This window comes from Rahnella sp. ATs2, from assembly GCF_051851855.1.
In the GTDB taxonomy this organism is placed as follows: domain Bacteria; phylum Pseudomonadota; class Gammaproteobacteria; order Enterobacterales; family Enterobacteriaceae; genus Rahnella; species Rahnella variigena.
This window is the reverse complement of sequence record NZ_JBLYPL010000035.1, coordinates 1-16,586: the sequence shown is the minus strand read 5'-3', so window position 1 is coordinate 16,586 and position 16,586 is coordinate 1. Positions and strand designations below refer to the sequence as shown.

Below are 16,586 nucleotides of genomic sequence, written 5' to 3'. Positions count from 1 at the left end.
ATCGTCCAATCGGGTGTGGTCGGTTTCCAGTGATTTCTTCGTTGTGAAAAAATCACTGGTCCCTGTGGCAGGGGCGCGCCATCAATCACAACGGTGCCTGCGGGCATGAATGGAGAGCAAGATGAAAAACTGGAAAACAAGCGCGGAACAAATTCTGACCTCAGGGCCGGTCGTTCCTGTGATTGTTATCAATAAACTGGAACATGCCGTTCCGCTGGCCAAAGCGCTGGTCGCCGGTGGTGTGCGCGTTCTGGAAGTCACCTTACGTACCCCGTGTGCGATGGATGCGATCCGTGCGATTGCCAAAGAAGTGCCGGAAGCCATTATTGGCGCAGGGACTGTGCTCAATCCTGAACAACTGGCCGAAGTGACCGAAGCCGGTGCGCAGTTTGCGATTAGCCCGGGTCTGACAGATGCATTGCTTAAGGCTGCGAATGCCGGTTCGATCCCGCTGATCCCAGGTATCTGCACCGTTTCAGAACTGATGATGGGTCTGGATGCCGGTTTGCGTGAATTTAAATTCTTCCCGGCGGAAGCTAACGGCGGTGTGAAAGCGTTGCAGGCTATTGCAGGGCCATTCCCGCAGGTGCGTTTCTGCCCGACTGGCGGCATTTCACCGGCGAACTACCGTGATTATCTGGCGCTGAAAAGCGTGTTGTGTATCGGTGGATCCTGGCTGGTGCCGGCTGATGCGCTGGAAAGCGGTGATTATGCACGAATCACCGAACTCGCTAAAGAAGCTGTAGCGGGTGCAAAAGCGTAATAAAGCATTACGCTGATAATAAAAAAACCTCCGGCTGGAGGTTTTTTTATGTCCGAAAATCAGTGATTAACGTGCAGCGATAATCTTGATTTCAATTTTGTATTTCGGATTCATCAGGTTGGCCTGCACGGTGCAACGCACTGGCGCATTACCAGGCGATACCCACGCGTCCCAGGCTTCGTTCATGGCCGGGAAATCTTCTTTATTCGCCAGAAACAGCGTGGCATCCAGAATTTTGCTTTTGTCTGAGCCCGCTTCAGTCAGCGCTGCGTCGATAATCGCCAGCGTTTCCGCCGTTTGATCTTTCGCATTCGCGTCCAGATTTTCCGGTACCGCGGTGTAATAAATGGTGTCGTTATGGATAACGATGTCTGACATCCGTGGCTCAGGGCGAATACGTTCGATGGTCATTTTTTAACTCCGGTTAGTCACATACTTATGATGGCGCTAAGGGTATCACAAAGGATGAATGCGTTGGATTGGCAGATGACGGTGGTAGTGAAGCCAAGGGATTGGCATAATCACTGCTGATCCGTACAGGTAGAGAGACAGAGTGACAGACGATTTCGCAACAGACGGCGCACTGGCGCAGAAAATTGAAGGTTTTAAACCGCGTGAACCTCAGCGTCTGATGGCGCAGGCTGTCAGCAAAGCCATCACCGGTAAGCAGGGGCTGGTGGTCGAAGCCGGTACAGGTACCGGTAAAACTTATGCGTATCTTGCTCCGGCACTGCGTTCCGGCAAAAAAGTCATTATCTCCACTGGTTCGAAAAACTTACAGGATCAGCTGTATTCCCGCGATTTGCCTAAAGTCGCCAGCGCACTGAATTTCAAAGGTCGTCTGGCGCTGCTGAAAGGGCGCTCAAACTATTTGTGCCTGGAACGTCTGGAACAGCAATCACTCTCCGGCGGCGATCTCGCCAGCCAGGCGCTCAGCGAACTGGCACATCTGCGTCACTGGTCGAGCAGCACGGAAGAAGGCGATATCAGCACCTGCAACGTGGTGCCGGAAGACAGTTTTGTCTGGCCACTGGTGACCAGCACCAACGACAATTGCCTTGGCAGTGACTGTCCGCTGTATAAAGAATGCTTTGTCGTAAAGGCCCGCCGTAAGGCTATGGACGCCGATGTGGTGGTGGTTAACCATCACCTGTTTATGGCGGATATGGTGGTGAAAGAGAGCGGCTTCGGTGAGCTTATTCCCGAAGCGGATGTCATGATTTTCGACGAAGCCCATCAGATCCCTGATATCGCCAGCCAGTATTTTGGTCAGCAGGTGACCAGCCGTCAGCTGCTGGATATGGCGAAAGACATCACGATCGCTTATCGCACGGAAGTCCGTGATTCCGTGCAGTTACAAAAAAGTGCTGATCGTCTGAGCCAGAGCACGATGGATTTTCGTCTGGCGCTCGGCGAGCCGGGTTTTCGAGGTAATCTGCGCGATGTGCTTAACCAGCCCGCTATCCAGCGTGCGCTGTTATTACTCGATGACGCGCTGGAACTTTGCTATGACGTGGTGAAATTGTCGCTCGGGCGTTCTGCGCTGCTCGATGCTGCTTTCGAACGCGCCACGCTTTACCGCAATCGCCTGAAACGCCTGAAGGATGTGTCCATTCCCGGCTACAGTTACTGGTATGAATGTAACTCACGCCATTTCGTGCTGGCGCTGACACCGTTGTCGGTAACCGATAAATTCAGCGAAATGATGAAAGAGAAACCCGGCGCGTGGATTTTCACTTCTGCCACGCTTTCGGTGAACGATCAGCTGCATCATTTTACCGAACGTCTCGGGCTGGATGAGGCAGAAACATTACTGCTGCCAAGTCCGTTTGATTACGCCAAACAGGCGCTGTTATGCGTGCCGCGTTTTCTGCCTGAATCGAATGTCAACGGCAGTTCGAAGCAGCTGGCGCGTATGTTGCGTCCGCTGATTGAAGCCAACAAAGGCCGCTGCTTCTTCCTGTGTACGTCACACAAAATGATGCGCGAACTGGCTGAGGAATTCAGAGCCAGCCTGACGTTGCCGGTTTTATTGCAGGGCGAAACCAGTAAAGGCCAGCTTCTCGCGCAGTTTGTCGAAGCAGGTAACGCCTTGCTGGTGGCGACCAGCAGTTTCTGGGAAGGCGTGGATGTGCGGGGCGATGCGCTGTCTTGCGTCATCATCGATAAACTGCCGTTCACGTCACCTGACGATCCGCTGCTCAAAGCCCGTATTGAAGACTGTCGCTTGCGCGGCGGAGACCCGTTCAATGACGTACAATTACCTGATGCGGTCATTACGCTGAAACAGGGCGTCGGGCGTCTGATCCGTGATACCTCTGACCGGGGTGTTATGGTGATTTGCGATAACCGGCTGGTGATGCGTCCTTATGGCGAAGTTTTCCTCAATAGTTTGCCGCCAACCCCGCGCACGCGTGACCTGGCACAAGCGATCCGCTTTTTACAGGATGTCGAAGAGCAGAAATAGCCCTTTGTTTATGCTAAGATGCCGCCCCGAAAAAGGCTCTTATACCCGTCATATTTCAGATTGCAGATACGTTGACTGCGCTCAATCACCCCAGTCACTTAGTTATCTAAGTTCCCTGGGATCCACGAGCTTGTCGCCTTGCTGCAACCCGAAGTATATAGGGTACAACTTATTAATTTCCCCGCCTGAGGTCTGGCATGTCCACGCGAATTTTAGCAATTGATACGGCGACAGAAGCCTGTTCGGTTGCGCTTTATAATCAGGGCGAAACGCTCGCTCATTTTGAACTCTGTGCGCGCGAGCACACGCAGCGCATTTTGCCGATGGTTCAGCAAATTCTCGCCGAAGCAGGACTTTCCCTGACTCAGCTCGACGCGCTGGCTTTTGGTCGCGGACCGGGCAGTTTTACCGGCGTGCGTATCGGCATTGGTATGGCTCAGGGATTGTCGCTGGGCGCGGAATTGCCTTTGCTGCCAGTGTCTACGTTACAGACGATGGCGCAGGGCGCGTATCGCCTGACCGGTGCTGATAACGTTCTCGCAGCCATTGATGCCCGCATGGGTGAAGTTTACTGGGGTGAATTCAGCCGCAATGCGCAGGGCGTCTGGAGCGGTGAAGAGACCGAGAAGGTCATCAAACCAGAACAACTTCTGGCGCGCGCAGCTGAATTATCTGGCCGTTTTGCGACGGTGGGAACCGGTTGGGAGACTTATCCTCATCTGTTGGGTGAATCTCCGGTCGCTGAATTATTTGATGGCAAAATGTTACTGCCTCATGCGGAAGATATGCTGCCGCTGGCACTCCAGCTCTGGGAAAATGGCATCCGTGTTAATCCGGAAGAGGCCGAACCCACTTATCTGCGCAATGAAGTGACGTGGAAAAAGCTGCCAGGACGGTAAATGACGGTAAAGTCAGGCAACTTGTGCTCTGAAAAAAGGTCAAAATGAAGAGTTTGCACAGGAGTCATCGCAATGCGTAAGTGGTCTGTAATTCAGCAGTTATCGGGTGAAACGGGTAAAAAAATGGCGCTGAGTGCGGTTGCACTGAGTGCTTTGGTGTTATCGGGTTGTGTCACGGTGCCGGATGAAATTCGCGGTACCACGGCCACCCCGCAGATGAATTTACAGGCAGTGCAGGGCGCACCGGGTCTTTATGTCGGTCAGGAGTCGCGTTTTGGCGGCAAAGTGGTCTCTGTGACCAATTTGCAAAACAAAACCCGCCTGGAAATTGCCACGGTACCGCTGGATGAAGGCGCAAGGCCGGTCTTAGGCGCTGCGTCGCGCGGGCGGATCATGGCTTACATCAACGGCTTTGTGGATCCTGTCGATTATCGCAATCAGCTGGTGACAGTCGTCGGGCCGATTGCCGGTGTGGAGAAAGGCAAAATTGGCCAGACTTCCTATGACTTTGTCACCGTTAACGTCAACAGCTATAAACGCTGGCGTATACAGCAACAGGTTGTGATGCCTCCGCAGCCGATTGGCCCGTGGGGTTATGGCTACGGCGGCCCTTATGATTCATGGGGGCGCGGGTTTGGACCCGGCTGGGGGCCCGGTTGGTATAACACGGCACCTGCACGGGTCGAAAGCGTCGTCACCGAATAGGCCTCCGTCGCCGCGTGGAGCACCACCGCCACATTCTGGCGGGCACTCACTGGCGGCAATGAAACCGGCTCCGGCACATCCCGTGCCGCCGCCATCAAAGCAGTAACAGCAGTAGTTGTTGTAGTTGTTAAGGCGGCTTAATTGCCGCCTTTTTCTTTTAAGCCATGGATGGTTTGGCAAAGCAAGGGCGCAGAAAAAGTGACCCGCCTCTCAACCTCGACATTGTTTGAAACGCAACTGGTAAGCTGAGTTAAAATATTGTTAAAGACGTGATAAAACTCGTCGAATAGAGACGGCAACAGAACATGATTTCAGGAGTGATACCTTGGAAAAGGTTTGGCTAAAACGATATCCGGCAGATGTTCCTGAGAGCATCGACCCTGACCGCTACAGTTCGCTGGTCGAAATGTTTGAAAATTCCGCGCTGCGTTACGCTGACAGTGTGGCATTCATCAACATGGGCGAGGCGATGACCTACCGCAAGCTTGAAGAACGCAGCCGGGCTTTCGCTGCTTATCTGCAAAACGAACTGGGTCTGCAGAAGGGCGATCGTGTTGCACTGATGATGCCGAATTTATTGCAATACCCGATTGCGCTGTTCGGCGTCTTGCGCGCTGGCATGGTCGTGGTTAATGTTAACCCGCTGTATACGCCGCGTGAGCTTGAGCATCAGCTGAATGACAGCGGCGCCAGTGCAATTGTCATTGTCTCCAACTTTGCCCATACGCTGGAAAAAGTGGTGTACAAAACGCAGGTCAAGCACGTCATTCTGACCCGCATGGGCGATCAGCTTTCTGCCGCGAAAGGCACGCTGGTCAATTTTGTGGTGAAATACATCAAACGGCTGGTGCCAAAATACCACCTTCCGAACGCGATCTCCTTCCGTACCGCATTACAGCGCGGGCGTCGTCTGCAATACATCAAACCCGACATTATTAATGACGACCTGGCATTTCTGCAATATACCGGCGGAACTACCGGCGTGGCGAAGGGCGCGATGCTGACGCACCGAAACATGCAGGCGAATCTTGAACAGGCAAAAGCGGCGTACGCACCCCTATTGCAGCCGGGACATGAGCTGGTGGTGACAGCACTTCCGCTATACCACATCTTTGCCCTGACGGTGAACTGCCTGCTGTTCCTCGATCTGGGCGGTAAGAGCTTGCTTATCACCAATCCGCGCGACGTATCAGGTATGGTCAAAGAGCTGGCCAAATATCCGTTTACCGCCATCAGCGGGGTAAATACCCTGTTTAATGCGCTGCTCAATAACGAAGACTTTCGCGAACTCGATTTCTCCACGCTGCGTCTTTCTGTAGGTGGCGGGATGTCCGTGCAAAAATCTGTGGCGGACAAATGGGAAAAACTAACGGGTAAACATTTGCTGGAAGGTTACGGTCTGACGGAGTGTTCCCCGCTGGTGGCCGGAAACCCGTACGATTTGAAACATTACAGTGGCAGCATCGGTTTGCCAGTGCCGTCGACAGAGGTGCGTCTGGTGGATGATAACGGTCACGACGTTGCGCCGGGCGAGCCGGGCGAGTTGTGGGTACGTGGTCCTCAGGTCATGCTGGGTTACTGGCAGCGGCCGTCGGCAACCGATGAGGTGCTAAAAGATGGCTGGTTATCGACGGGCGATATCGTTACAGTGGACGAGCAGGGCTTCCTACGGATTGTTGACCGTAAAAAAGACATGATCCTGGTTTCCGGTTTCAATGTTTACCCTAACGAAATTGAAGAGGTAGTTTCACAACACGACAAAGTTCTCGAAGTTGCCGCCATTGGTGTGCCGAATGAGTCGTCGGGTGAAATTGTCAAAATTTGCGTGGTGAAAAAAGACTCTTCACTGACCAGCGAAGAACTCCTGGCACACTGTCGCCGGTTATTAACCGGTTACAAAGTACCTAAGATTGTTGAGTTCCGTGATGAATTACCGAAGTCAAATGTCGGTAAAATCCTCAGACGGGAACTTCGCGATGAACAGGCAAAACCAAAAGTCGATCCGAAGCAGGATGCAGCATAGCGGTTAACACGTTTGTTCAGTGATAGTCAGATTCTTAACGCCGGCGATGTCCGGCGTTATCACGTTATAACGTAGTAATGATTAAGAGAATTAAGATTTGAATTATCAGTTGATCACCACCAATGATGCGCTGGAGCAGGTTTGCCTTCAGGCCAAAGCGCACAGCAAAATTGCCCTGGATACCGAATTTGTTCGTACCCGTACTTATTATCCGCAACTGGGTTTGATCCAGCTTTTTGACGGCGAACAGCTCACCCTTATCGATCCTTTACCGATCACCGCATGGCAGCCTTTCATTGATTTGCTGGTTAATCCTGATGTCATCAAATTCCTCCATGCGGGCAGTGAAGACCTCGAAGTTTTTCTGAATGCTTTTGGTGTTATGCCTTCACCTCTGATTGATACGCAGATCCTCGCCGCGTTTAGCGGGCGTCCGCTTTCCTGTGGTTTTGCCCGTCTGGTGGCGGAAACGACCGGCGTAGAGCTGGATAAAAGTGAATCGCGCACTGACTGGATTGCCCGTCCGCTGAGCGAAAAACAGTGTGTGTATGCTGCTGCTGACGTGTGGTATCTGTTGCCGCTGGCCGATCAACTGATGCGTGAAACCGAAGAAGCAGGGTGGATGGATGCGGCTCTGGACGAGTGTCTGGCGCTCTGCCGTCGTCGCAGTGAAGTGCTGCAACCTGAGCTGGCCTATCTGGAAATCGGCAATGCATTCCAGCTGCGTCCGCGCCAGTTAGGCTGCCTGAAATTGTTAGCTGCCTGGCGTCTAAATCAGGCGCGTCAGCGTGACCTGGCGGTTAACTTTGTGGTCCGCGAGGAAAATCTGTGGCAGGTCGCCCGCTATCAGCCGACCTCACTGGGCGAACTGGAAGCGCTGGGCCTGAGTGGTCCGGAAATCCGCTATCACGGACGCACACTGCTGGCGCTGGTGGAAGAATCCAATGCGCTGGATGAATCTGAACTGCCGGCACCGATTTCGAACCTTATCGACCAGCCCGGTTATCGTAAAGTCTTCAAAGATATCAAGGCACTGATCCAGGCTGTGAGCGAAGAGAGCAAACTCAGCGTTGAATTACTGGCGTCACGTCGTCAGATTAACCAGCTGCTGACTCATCACTGGAAGTTAAAAGATAAAGAATCCCAGCCGGAACTAATCAGTGGCTGGCGCGGGAAATTGTTAGCTGAAAGGCTGAATGAAATTCTGAGCAATTATTGATCCCTTCGTTATGAAGGCATAGTCAATCCAGGAGTGAATAAAAAAGAGCGGGCTAATATCCCGCTCTTTTTTTATTCTTTGCTGACAAGACAACTGTGAATAACAAGTTAGCGGATAAAAGATTGTCATAAATTATGCCGAATTAAAGCAGTCTATGGATATTAAATTCCAGCATGAATGAGATGAGTCTTAATCAAAATTTTGAGGAATAAATTAAAAATGACGGGAAATGAATTTGCGGGGTGTGTTTATATACAGTGGTTATAGAAAGGAAAAATAAAAATAACAGAAAGGAATGTGAAAAAGGCAGTGGCCCTCTGAGGAAACAGAGGGCGCTATGCTGAAAAAAGCACCTGTAAACAGGCTAAATGGACTGCTGTCATTTAGGCGCTTCTTCCGACTCTGGCAGGGTGACGTTAAGTTCCAGTACGGAAATATCGTCACCTTTTTGCTCGAACTGAACCTGTAACATTTCCGGGTCAATCTTAATGTACTTACAGATGACCGCGAGAATATCGCGTTTCAGTTCAGGCAGATACGACGGTTCACTATCCCCTCGACGCCGTTCGGCTACGATGATCTGTAGCCGTTCCTTGGCTATATTGGCTGTCGATTTTTTGCGGGACAGAAAGAAATCTAACAATGCCATGGTTTATCCCCCAAAAAGGCGTTTCAGGAAACTCTTCTTCTCTTCCTCAATGAAACGGAATGCACGTTCTTCCCCAAGCAGACGGCTGACGGTATCGTCATACGCTTTCCCTGCATCGGATTCCTGATCCAGAATGACCGGCTCGCCCTGGTTGGACGCACGCAGTACAGACTGATCTTCAGGGATAACCCCGATCAGTGGAATGCGCAGGATTTCCAGCACATCTTCCATGCTCAGCATGTCACCACGGCTGACACGGCCCGGGTTATAACGGGTAAGAAGCAGATGTTCTTTGATAGGCTCCAGGCCTTGTTCCGCACGACGGGATTTTGATGACAAAATACCCAGAATACGGTCGGAGTCGCGAACGGAAGAGACTTCCGGGTTCGTGGTGATCACGGCTTCGTCGGCGAAATACAATGCCATCAGCGCGCCGGTTTCGATACCCGCCGGGGAGTCACACACAACGAAATCGAATTCCATCTCGGCTAAATCGTTCAGGATTTTCTCCACGCCTTCACGAGTCAGCGCATCTTTATCGCGCGTCTGGGAGGCCGGAAGAATAAACAGGTTTTCAGTGCGTTTATCTTTAATAAGCGCCTGATTCAGCGTGGCATCACCCTGGATCACGTTAACGAAATCATAAACCACCCGGCGCTCACAGCCCATAATCAAATCGAGATTACGCAGACCGATATCGAAATCGATAACAACGGTCTTTTTGCCTTTTTGAGCTAAACCGGTAGCAATGGCCGCGCTTGAAGTGGTCTTGCCAACGCCCCCTTTACCCGATGTAACAACTATGATGCGTGCCATGAAAGGATTCCTTGTCAAAAGGGCTTAGTTTAAAGGTTGTATGGTTAACACATTATTTATCAGGCTGAGGCGCGCTGCCTGACCGAGATAATCGGCCGGGATTTGATCACTCAACCAGTATTGCCCTGCGATAGAGACTAGTTCAGCGCCTAATTGCGTGCAAAAAATCTGACAATTTGCATCGCCTGCGGCGCCTGCCAGTGCTCTGCCTCGCATCATGCCGTAGATGTGGATATTGCCATCGGCAATCAGTTCCGCACCTGCGCTGACACTGCTGGTCACGATGAGGTCGCTGTTACGGGCATAAATTTGTTGGCCGGATCTGACCGGGGTACTGACAATGCGGGTCTTGGCCGGGGCATTGTCGGGCACGACAGGAACCGGTGGTTCAGCAGCGATACGCTGGGCACGACCTTCACTGAGCAGCGGTAAACCGGTGCGGGAAAGTGCGCGTTTTTGCGCTTCGTCTTTACAACCACTGATGCCAACAACGCGAAAGCCTGCAGAAGCGACAGCCTGTTGAATGTCTTTCCAGTTTGCTGCACCTGTGAGTGAAGCAACGTTGATAACAACAGGGGCATTTTTCAAAAAGGCCGGAGCTTGCTCCACTTTTTCCTGTAATGCCTGATAAATAACCTCTGGTTGTGAACTATGTAAATGAACAACCGATAAGGTAAAACTGCTGCCTTTTAGTTCTATTGGCGATTGTGACATCTATCCTGACTCAGTCTCAGCAACTCTAAATCCCCGGAATACCACTCGGGGGGCGATATTCCGATGTACGATAAGCATGTTATAGTTACAGTTATATCTAGGCAAGCCACCGTTTCAATAAAATAGAGTTAAAAAAATGCTTTGTGTGATCTATAGAAGTACTAAACGTGACCAGACTTATCTGTATGTCGAAAAAAAAGACGATTTTTCCCGTGTGCCTGAAGAATTACTCAAAGGTTTTGGCGTGCCTCAGTTCTCAATGATGCTAAATCTGGCCAACCGTGAAAAACTCGCCACTGCGGATATTGTCAAAGTACGTCAGTCTCTCGAAGAGCAGGGTTATTATCTGCAGGTTCCACCTCCGGTAGAAAGTTTATTGAATGTTCATCTGAACGACGCCAGTAAATAACGCATTCCAGACATTTGTTTCGGCAATCCTCGAACTTTCGGACGTCATGACTTGCATTCATCGTTGTAGTGCTCAAAGCTTAGAACGATGAATCACTTGCAGAAGTCAAAAGGAAGAAATTGATGAAATTGTCGGCACTGGCCGTGTTAACACCGCTGATCATCCTCAGCGGTTGTGCAGCGCAAAAAGCCACCTCAGGGCAAACCACCACGCCATCCACTGCGGCAACACAGCCTGTCGCCGCCGCACCGGCAGCGCCTTCAGGCAAAACGTCTCTGGCAGAACAGGGACGGGACCCCGCTGAATTCCCGGCTTATGTGGAGCAACTCAAAGCGCAAGCGCTCTCTCAGGGGATCAGCCAGCAGACTATCGACAGCACCTTCGCGAATATTCATTTCGTCGACCGCGTGATTAATTCTGACCGCAATCAGTTAGAGAAGAAAATTACTCTCGACGATTATCTGACCCGCGTGCTGCCTGAATGGAAAATCAAACAGGGACAAGAGCAGTTGCAGAACAATTTGCCTGCGCTGACAAAAGCCAGCGACCGCTATGGCGTACAGCCGCAGTACATTGTGGCGCTGTGGGCGATGGAAAGCAGCTTCGGCAAGATTCAGGGGAAAGAAGATGTGTTCTCCGCGCTGGCGACGCTGGCCTTCGAAGGACGTCGTGAAGCGTTCTTCACCAAAGAATTTATGTCGGCGCTGAAAATCGTTGATTCAGGTAAAGCCACCAGCGACATGATGAAAGGTTCCTGGGCCGGTGCGATGGGGCAGTCGCAGTTTATGCCAAGCTCTTATCTGACCTACGGCGCTGACGGGAATGGCGACGGCAAAATCGATATCTGGAAAAATACCGACGATGTCTTTGCCTCAACGGCCAACTATTTATCTAAAGAAGGCTGGAAGGGCGACCAGGGTTGGGGTCAGGAAGTAAAACTGCCCGCTAACTTTGACGGTAATCTGGCAGGGTTAAAGAATAACCAGATGCATCCGGCCCGATACTGGCAGCAACTTGGCGTGACGCAAGCAGATGGCAGCCCGCTGACATCCACGGCCACCCGCGCATGGATTATCACTCCGGATGATACGCAAGGTCGGGCTTTCCTGGTTTACGATAACTTCCGTACGATCATGCACTGGAACCGTTCAACCTATTTCGCGCTGAGTATCGGCATGATGGCAGATGGCGTGGCGGGTGCGCAAACACCGGTAGTTTCCGGCGAGGCAGCACCGGCGCAGAACGCACCGGCGTCTTCAGCACCTTTAGCGCCGGCACCTCGTAATCCGTTCAGCGGCTGATATTTCTCATATCAAGGAGTGGCTGTATGTACCAACACAGAGACTGGCATGGCGCATTACTCGATTTTCCGGTGAACAAAGTGGTGTGTGTCGGCAATAACTACGCCGACCATATCAAAGAGATGGGCGGTAAGCGATCGGCTGAGCCGGTCGTGTTCATCAAACCGGAAACGGCGCTTTGCGATATCCGTCAGCCTGTCGCTATCCCGAAGGATTTCGGCGCTGTACATCATGAAGTCGAACTGGCGGTACTGATCGGCACTCCGCTGAAACAGGCAACAGAAGATCGCGTTGCGAATGCCATCGCCGGTTACGGGCTGGCGCTGGATCTCACGTTGCGGGATTTGCAAACCCGGTTTAAAGAGTCCGGACAACCCTGGGAAAAAGCCAAAGGGTTTGACGGATCCTGTCCTATCAGCGGGTTTATTCCGGTCAGCGAATTTGGCGATGCGCAGCAGGCTGAGTTGCTGCTGGAGATCAACGGGCAAACGCGTCAGTCAGGCAATACCCGTAACATGCTGACGCCGCTTTTACCGCTGATTGCCTATATGAGCCGTTTCTTCACTTTGCGGGCAGGTGACATAATTTTGACCGGTACACCTCATGGTGTCGGGCCGCTCCACGCTGGCGATGAAATCTTAGCTACACTCAATGGTAAGCAAGTGACTACCCGCGTGATTTAGCGCAACGCAATGATGTCGCCGGAGCAGCTTTCCGGCGGCTTTACTTGCATCTGACGGCTAAAGCGTCTATATAAGCACCCTCATTTTATTTATACCGGATGCACATCATGACTGAACCCGCTTTTTGGCAGCAAAAAACGCTGTCTGAAATGACTAACGAAGAATGGGAAGCATTGTGCGACGGCTGCGGACAATGTTGCCTGCATAAGCTGATTGATGAAGATACGGACGAGATTTACTTCACCAACGTCGCCTGTAACCAGCTCAATATTAAATCTTGTCAGTGCCGCAACTACGAACGTCGTTTTACGCTTGAAGAAGACTGCATCAAACTGACGCGTGAAAACCTGACCACTTTCGACTGGTTACCGCCTACCTGCGCATATCGTCTGATAGGCGAGGGCAAGCCTTTGCTCCCGTGGCATCCGCTGCTGAATAAAGCATCCAAATCTGCCATGCATACGGCGCAGATCTCCGTGCGTTACATCGCCGTGCGCGAAGACGACGTCGAAGACTGGCAGGATCACATCATGAACAAGCCAAGCTGGGCGAAGTAACTACCTGAACTTTCCTAGACACAGCTCATTCAGCAGATAGAAAAAAGAACTGAGTTACTCTCGAGGCAAATAACATTACTGAGTATTGGCGGACAAAGTTGGCATAGGGGATGATAAGCGATCAAGATAAGGAATCTTGAGTTCAATGGATGATATGTTAAATCTGTTAAAGGAATATACACATACACCGCACCAGATATAGCATGGCCTAACGAACCATCGTAATCCAATCGCCACATGGTCTCATCTTATTTTTTTTGACCATGTGGCGCAGATTCATTTTTATTTCCTACAGAATTTAGAATTATATTGGCTATTTTTTCTGATGCTCTCATAGATGGGCGGTCTATCATCCTATATAAATATATAGAAGCAATGTATATGGAGAGGATGGATAATGCAGATGAAGAAATAACTGAAATGACGTACTTAACACCATGGGTAAATAAAAGATTAAATGTGCTTAGCCCTATTAAGTAAATGAAAGGAAGGTGGAATAAATACACGGTGAATGACACTTTTCCCATGAATGAAAATAGTTTTTTGCTGAAAAAACTTACGAAATAATTATTTTTCAAAACTACTAAGCATATCAAAAATCCAGAAAAGAAATTAAACAAGTAATAGGCATTTGACTCTTCACCGTTCAAAAAGAATCGCACGTAGTTTATCATTCGAATATAGCTATACGACCCATAGTGAACACCTCCGAAGTATATGCCCAAAACAATTAAAATAGCTGAAAAGACAATGCCTATTTTAAAATTACAGGTGTAAATCCAAACCCCTAATATAAATGAAATATAACCATATTTTTCATGTTGTGGAAGTTGTGATGCAAAAAATGCCAATGAGAATAAAAGCAAAATAAGCCATTTTCGCATTGCTTTGGAAATTATTATGCATAAAAAATACGTTAAAAATGAGCCGATAAGCTCTATTTTCATTGTCCACAAAACAGGGTTTACCTTTGCAGGTTGTGAAAAAAATGAGCCAACTACTCCTGAATATATGGCATCTATCAATGTTTTATTATTAGTGGCGTAGAAATTAATCCAGGGTGGCACTGTGGATGTGTTAGGATGAAACAAGGATAATATAAAATATGCAAAAATACACGACGCAGTCGCAGGGATTGCAAGCCTAAAATATCGTTTTGTTGCTATGTTAGGTAAAGCGCTTGCTAAACTCCCACTCTTCATAAATGAATGGCTAAGTATAAACCCGCTCAGAACAAAAAAAATATATACAGCGGCAGTGCCTGAATAAGAGAATGCAAGAGGGCCGTTGGCAATGAAACTAACAAATTTATTATTATAAACGCTCGGATCGTGCAAGCCAGGATAAAAAATTAAAGCTAAATGGGATAGGACAACCATAAAGCAAGCCACCCCTCTAAGGCCATCTACGTGTAGAAGCTTATTTTGTGTTTCGTTGATGTTGCTCATTGATTTGCCTTTATACATTTATGGGGTTTTAGGCTAAAAAATTACATGTAATCCAAACATGTTAACAAAGATCATAAGAACTTGTATCTTGAAAGCTAAGACATCTTGGATAAAATGCTGCTGTTTACTATCCCCTGGGCTGAGTAAACATGTATTTGATACAATATCACGAAATAAATCATTTGCTGCATAGACTTCATGCTAATAAAATTTGTAACGCGTATAAGTCCATATCCATTACCTTATGAAACATGCTGTATATATGACCAGCAATCTTAAAGTAGTCAACACCGAGAATGTTTGAATCAGTATCCAGTCAGGTAGGAACGTATTCATTTAACGTGCCGTGTAGCAGGATATGTCAAAACGTTACCAGTACATTTGTAATCTAAGTCGCTCCAATATCGATATCTCAAGGCTTCAACCAACGCGTGTTTGCTAACGCCGGATGAACAACCTTTGAGTTGCTATGCCTGCATATTTATTTCAATTTAGAAGTTAGTTTTGGGGATGGTATTTATTCACTTTGTGGCTTTTTGATTGAAGTTTTACTTTTCGATATTAACACCCTGCTTATGAAAGTATTTTTTCTACCATGTAATAGCAAATTACTGACATCGCTAAATTAATAAGACCCAAAAGTATCCAAACACCCCACACTGGTGCCCACTCAAACATATAGTGATATTTTACTGTAAAGAGAACAATGGGTAGTTGCATTAGATAAAATGAATAACTTATTTTACCTAAAAAAATTAGCGGGCTTGTAAATATTCCCTTTTTGATATTAAAACAAGCAAGCAGATAAACTATAATGCATGTCGATGGCAATGTAACGTAATTATTTTTGGTCCAACCATCATTGTTGTATGGAGACAAAAATACAATTGCAATTACTGATATCAATAATAATGATACCTTAAACCTCTTAATTCTAAACCCTGAAGAGTATAGGCACCCCAAAGCAACGCCGGATATAAACTCCGGTAATCTATGTATAGGGCTTATATAATACTGAGGGAAAGCAGAATACCCACTAAAAACAATAGATATAGGGATTATTAATGAAGAAATTATTAGAGATGCAGCTAAGGAAATCAAGGGATTACGTTTTATAGTAAGAAACAGCAATGGGAAAGTGATATAGAAAAACATTTCAGTTGAAACTGACCATGAGCCACCAAAATTCCAAATAGGGAATGTTCCGGTAAAAAAGACTGAGGCATGGTCAAAAAAACACCAATATACACAGGGATATTGATTGCGTTATATTCGAAAATAAATGGTAAGGATACCAATCCCATAAATAAATACGCAGGGTATATTCTTGCAAGTCTTGATCTAAAGTAGTTATCTTTTACTCCATCCCTTGATGACCATGACATTACGAAACCAGATAGTACGAAAAAGAATGTCATACCTATAGCGCCATTATGAATAAAATTAGATACAATTTCTGGTGCATCAACTTTAAATCGCAGGTTGCAATGAAAAATAAATACATGAAAAGCAGCTATAAATCTAAATATTGTTAAACCATGAATCTCATTTTTAGTATTCATCGCATTTCACATAAAGTTAAATATTTAATTAGATAATTGTTAATTATATGTCAAGCACATTAAGATTGCGAGCGTAACCATTTATGTAAATGACAATTGGTGCTTCAGTTTATTTCTTATTCCCTTAACGACTATAGACATAACTTTTTTCTCCACGCAATCCTTCACAATCAATGTTACTACGTGCCAAGCAGCGTTTCAGTTGCGGTAATACTCTGTTTAAACCGTGATTAAATCTTACTGCACTGCACTGCACTGCACTGCACTGCACTGCACTTCGTTCGACGACAGCCGCCTATCATGCACAAGCCAAGCTGGGCGAGATAAGCTCGCTTCTCTATCAGGATATGAAATGAAAAAGCCCCGGCAAA

At 48.3% G+C, this 16,586-nt stretch carries 17 protein-coding genes; 10 read left to right on the top strand and 7 right to left on the bottom strand.

The window, feature by feature from the left end; genetic code table 11:
- The first annotated feature begins 121 nt into the window (after nt 1-121).
- Nucleotides 122-763, top strand: a complete 642-nt coding sequence (locus ACJY2G_RS24370) for a bifunctional 4-hydroxy-2-oxoglutarate aldolase/2-dehydro-3-deoxy-phosphogluconate aldolase (RefSeq protein ID WP_112290021.1) — start codon at nt 122-124, stop codon at nt 761-763.
- Between the two features lie 66 nt (nt 764-829).
- Here the strand turns inward: ACJY2G_RS24370 and ACJY2G_RS24365 are convergent, their stop codons facing one another.
- A complete protein-coding gene (locus ACJY2G_RS24365; protein ID WP_430320760.1) occupies nt 830-1,174 on the bottom strand; it encodes a RidA family protein in 345 nt (114 codons plus the stop codon).
- A 142-nt stretch (nt 1,175-1,316) separates the two neighbouring features.
- On the opposite strand from ACJY2G_RS24365, the gene ACJY2G_RS24360 reads away from it, so the two are divergent.
- The 5 genes from ACJY2G_RS24360 (at nt 1,317) to rnd (ending at nt 8,076) form a co-directional block, all read left to right on the top strand.
- Nucleotides 1,317-3,230 (top strand): ATP-dependent DNA helicase, encoded by a 1,914-nt coding sequence (locus ACJY2G_RS24360; RefSeq protein ID WP_120162835.1) that lies wholly within the window; start codon nt 1,317-1,319, stop codon nt 3,228-3,230.
- A gap of 197 nt (nt 3,231-3,427) precedes the next feature.
- The gene (gene tsaB / locus ACJY2G_RS24355) at nt 3,428-4,129 is read left to right on the top strand and encodes a tRNA (adenosine(37)-N6)-threonylcarbamoyltransferase complex dimerization subunit type 1 TsaB (RefSeq protein WP_120162836.1); all 702 of its coding nucleotides are present in this window, start codon (nt 3,428-3,430) and stop codon (nt 4,127-4,129) included.
- 72 nt (nt 4,130-4,201) lie between these two features.
- Nucleotides 4,202-4,834 carry a Slp family lipoprotein gene (locus ACJY2G_RS24350; protein WP_120162837.1) on the top strand — a complete coding sequence of 211 codons (633 nt, stop codon included), beginning with the start codon at nt 4,202-4,204 and terminating at the stop codon, nt 4,832-4,834.
- Nucleotides 4,835-5,159: 325 nt separating this feature from the next.
- Complete coding sequence (gene fadD / locus ACJY2G_RS24345) at nt 5,160-6,857, top strand: long-chain-fatty-acid--CoA ligase FadD (RefSeq protein ID WP_430320761.1); 1,698 nt, start codon at nt 5,160-5,162, stop codon at nt 6,855-6,857.
- Between the two features lie 97 nt (nt 6,858-6,954).
- Nucleotides 6,955-8,076, top strand: coding sequence for a ribonuclease D (gene rnd / locus ACJY2G_RS24340; RefSeq protein ID WP_120162838.1), 1,122 nt, complete (start codon nt 6,955-6,957; stop codon nt 8,074-8,076).
- Between the two features lie 379 nt (nt 8,077-8,455).
- On the opposite strand, the gene minE is transcribed toward rnd, so the two are convergent.
- The 3 genes from minE to minC are packed head-to-tail and all read right to left on the bottom strand — an operon-like array spanning nt 8,456 to nt 10,255.
- Complete coding sequence (gene minE, locus ACJY2G_RS24335) at nt 8,456-8,725, bottom strand: cell division topological specificity factor MinE (protein WP_112290033.1); 270 nt, start codon at nt 8,723-8,725, stop codon at nt 8,456-8,458.
- A gap of 3 nt (nt 8,726-8,728) precedes the next feature.
- Nucleotides 8,729-9,541, bottom strand: a complete 813-nt coding sequence (gene minD / locus ACJY2G_RS24330) for a septum site-determining protein MinD (RefSeq protein WP_013575324.1) — start codon at nt 9,539-9,541, stop codon at nt 8,729-8,731.
- A gap of 24 nt (nt 9,542-9,565) precedes the next feature.
- Nucleotides 9,566-10,255, bottom strand: a complete 690-nt coding sequence (gene minC / locus ACJY2G_RS24325) for a septum site-determining protein MinC (protein ID WP_112290035.1) — start codon at nt 10,253-10,255, stop codon at nt 9,566-9,568.
- A 136-nt stretch (nt 10,256-10,391) separates the two neighbouring features.
- On the opposite strand from minC, the gene ACJY2G_RS24320 reads away from it, so the two are divergent.
- From ACJY2G_RS24320 to ACJY2G_RS24305, 4 genes are all read left to right on the top strand, one after another.
- A complete protein-coding gene (locus ACJY2G_RS24320) occupies nt 10,392-10,664 on the top strand; it encodes a YcgL domain-containing protein (protein WP_112290036.1) in 273 nt (90 codons plus the stop codon).
- A gap of 122 nt (nt 10,665-10,786) precedes the next feature.
- On the top strand, nt 10,787-11,965 hold the full coding sequence (locus ACJY2G_RS24315) for a lytic murein transglycosylase (protein ID WP_430320762.1): 1,179 nt from the start codon (nt 10,787-10,789) through the stop codon (nt 11,963-11,965).
- Nucleotides 11,966-11,991: 26 nt separating this feature from the next.
- Complete coding sequence (locus ACJY2G_RS24310) at nt 11,992-12,648, top strand: fumarylacetoacetate hydrolase family protein (RefSeq protein WP_430320763.1); 657 nt, start codon at nt 11,992-11,994, stop codon at nt 12,646-12,648.
- Between the two features lie 107 nt (nt 12,649-12,755).
- The gene (locus tag ACJY2G_RS24305) at nt 12,756-13,205 is read left to right on the top strand and encodes a YcgN family cysteine cluster protein (RefSeq protein WP_430320764.1); all 450 of its coding nucleotides are present in this window, start codon (nt 12,756-12,758) and stop codon (nt 13,203-13,205) included.
- A gap of 248 nt (nt 13,206-13,453) precedes the next feature.
- Here ACJY2G_RS24305 and ACJY2G_RS24300 read toward each other — a convergent pair whose 3' ends face one another.
- The 3 genes from ACJY2G_RS24300 to ACJY2G_RS24290 all read right to left on the bottom strand — a co-directional run bounded on the left by ACJY2G_RS24300 (nt 13,454) and on the right by ACJY2G_RS24290 (nt 16,215).
- The gene (locus tag ACJY2G_RS24300; RefSeq protein ID WP_430320765.1) at nt 13,454-14,653 is read right to left on the bottom strand and encodes an acyltransferase family protein; all 1,200 of its coding nucleotides are present in this window, start codon (nt 14,651-14,653) and stop codon (nt 13,454-13,456) included.
- Between the two features lie 573 nt (nt 14,654-15,226).
- On the bottom strand, nt 15,227-15,847 hold the full coding sequence (locus tag ACJY2G_RS24295; protein WP_439292288.1) for an acyltransferase family protein: 621 nt from the start codon (nt 15,845-15,847) through the stop codon (nt 15,227-15,229).
- The gene (locus ACJY2G_RS24290; protein ID WP_430320767.1) at nt 15,766-16,215 is read right to left on the bottom strand and encodes an acyltransferase family protein; all 450 of its coding nucleotides are present in this window, start codon (nt 16,213-16,215) and stop codon (nt 15,766-15,768) included. Before ACJY2G_RS24290 ends, ACJY2G_RS24295 begins: the two co-directional genes overlap by 82 nt.
- Between the last annotated feature and the right edge of the window lie 371 nt (nt 16,216-16,586).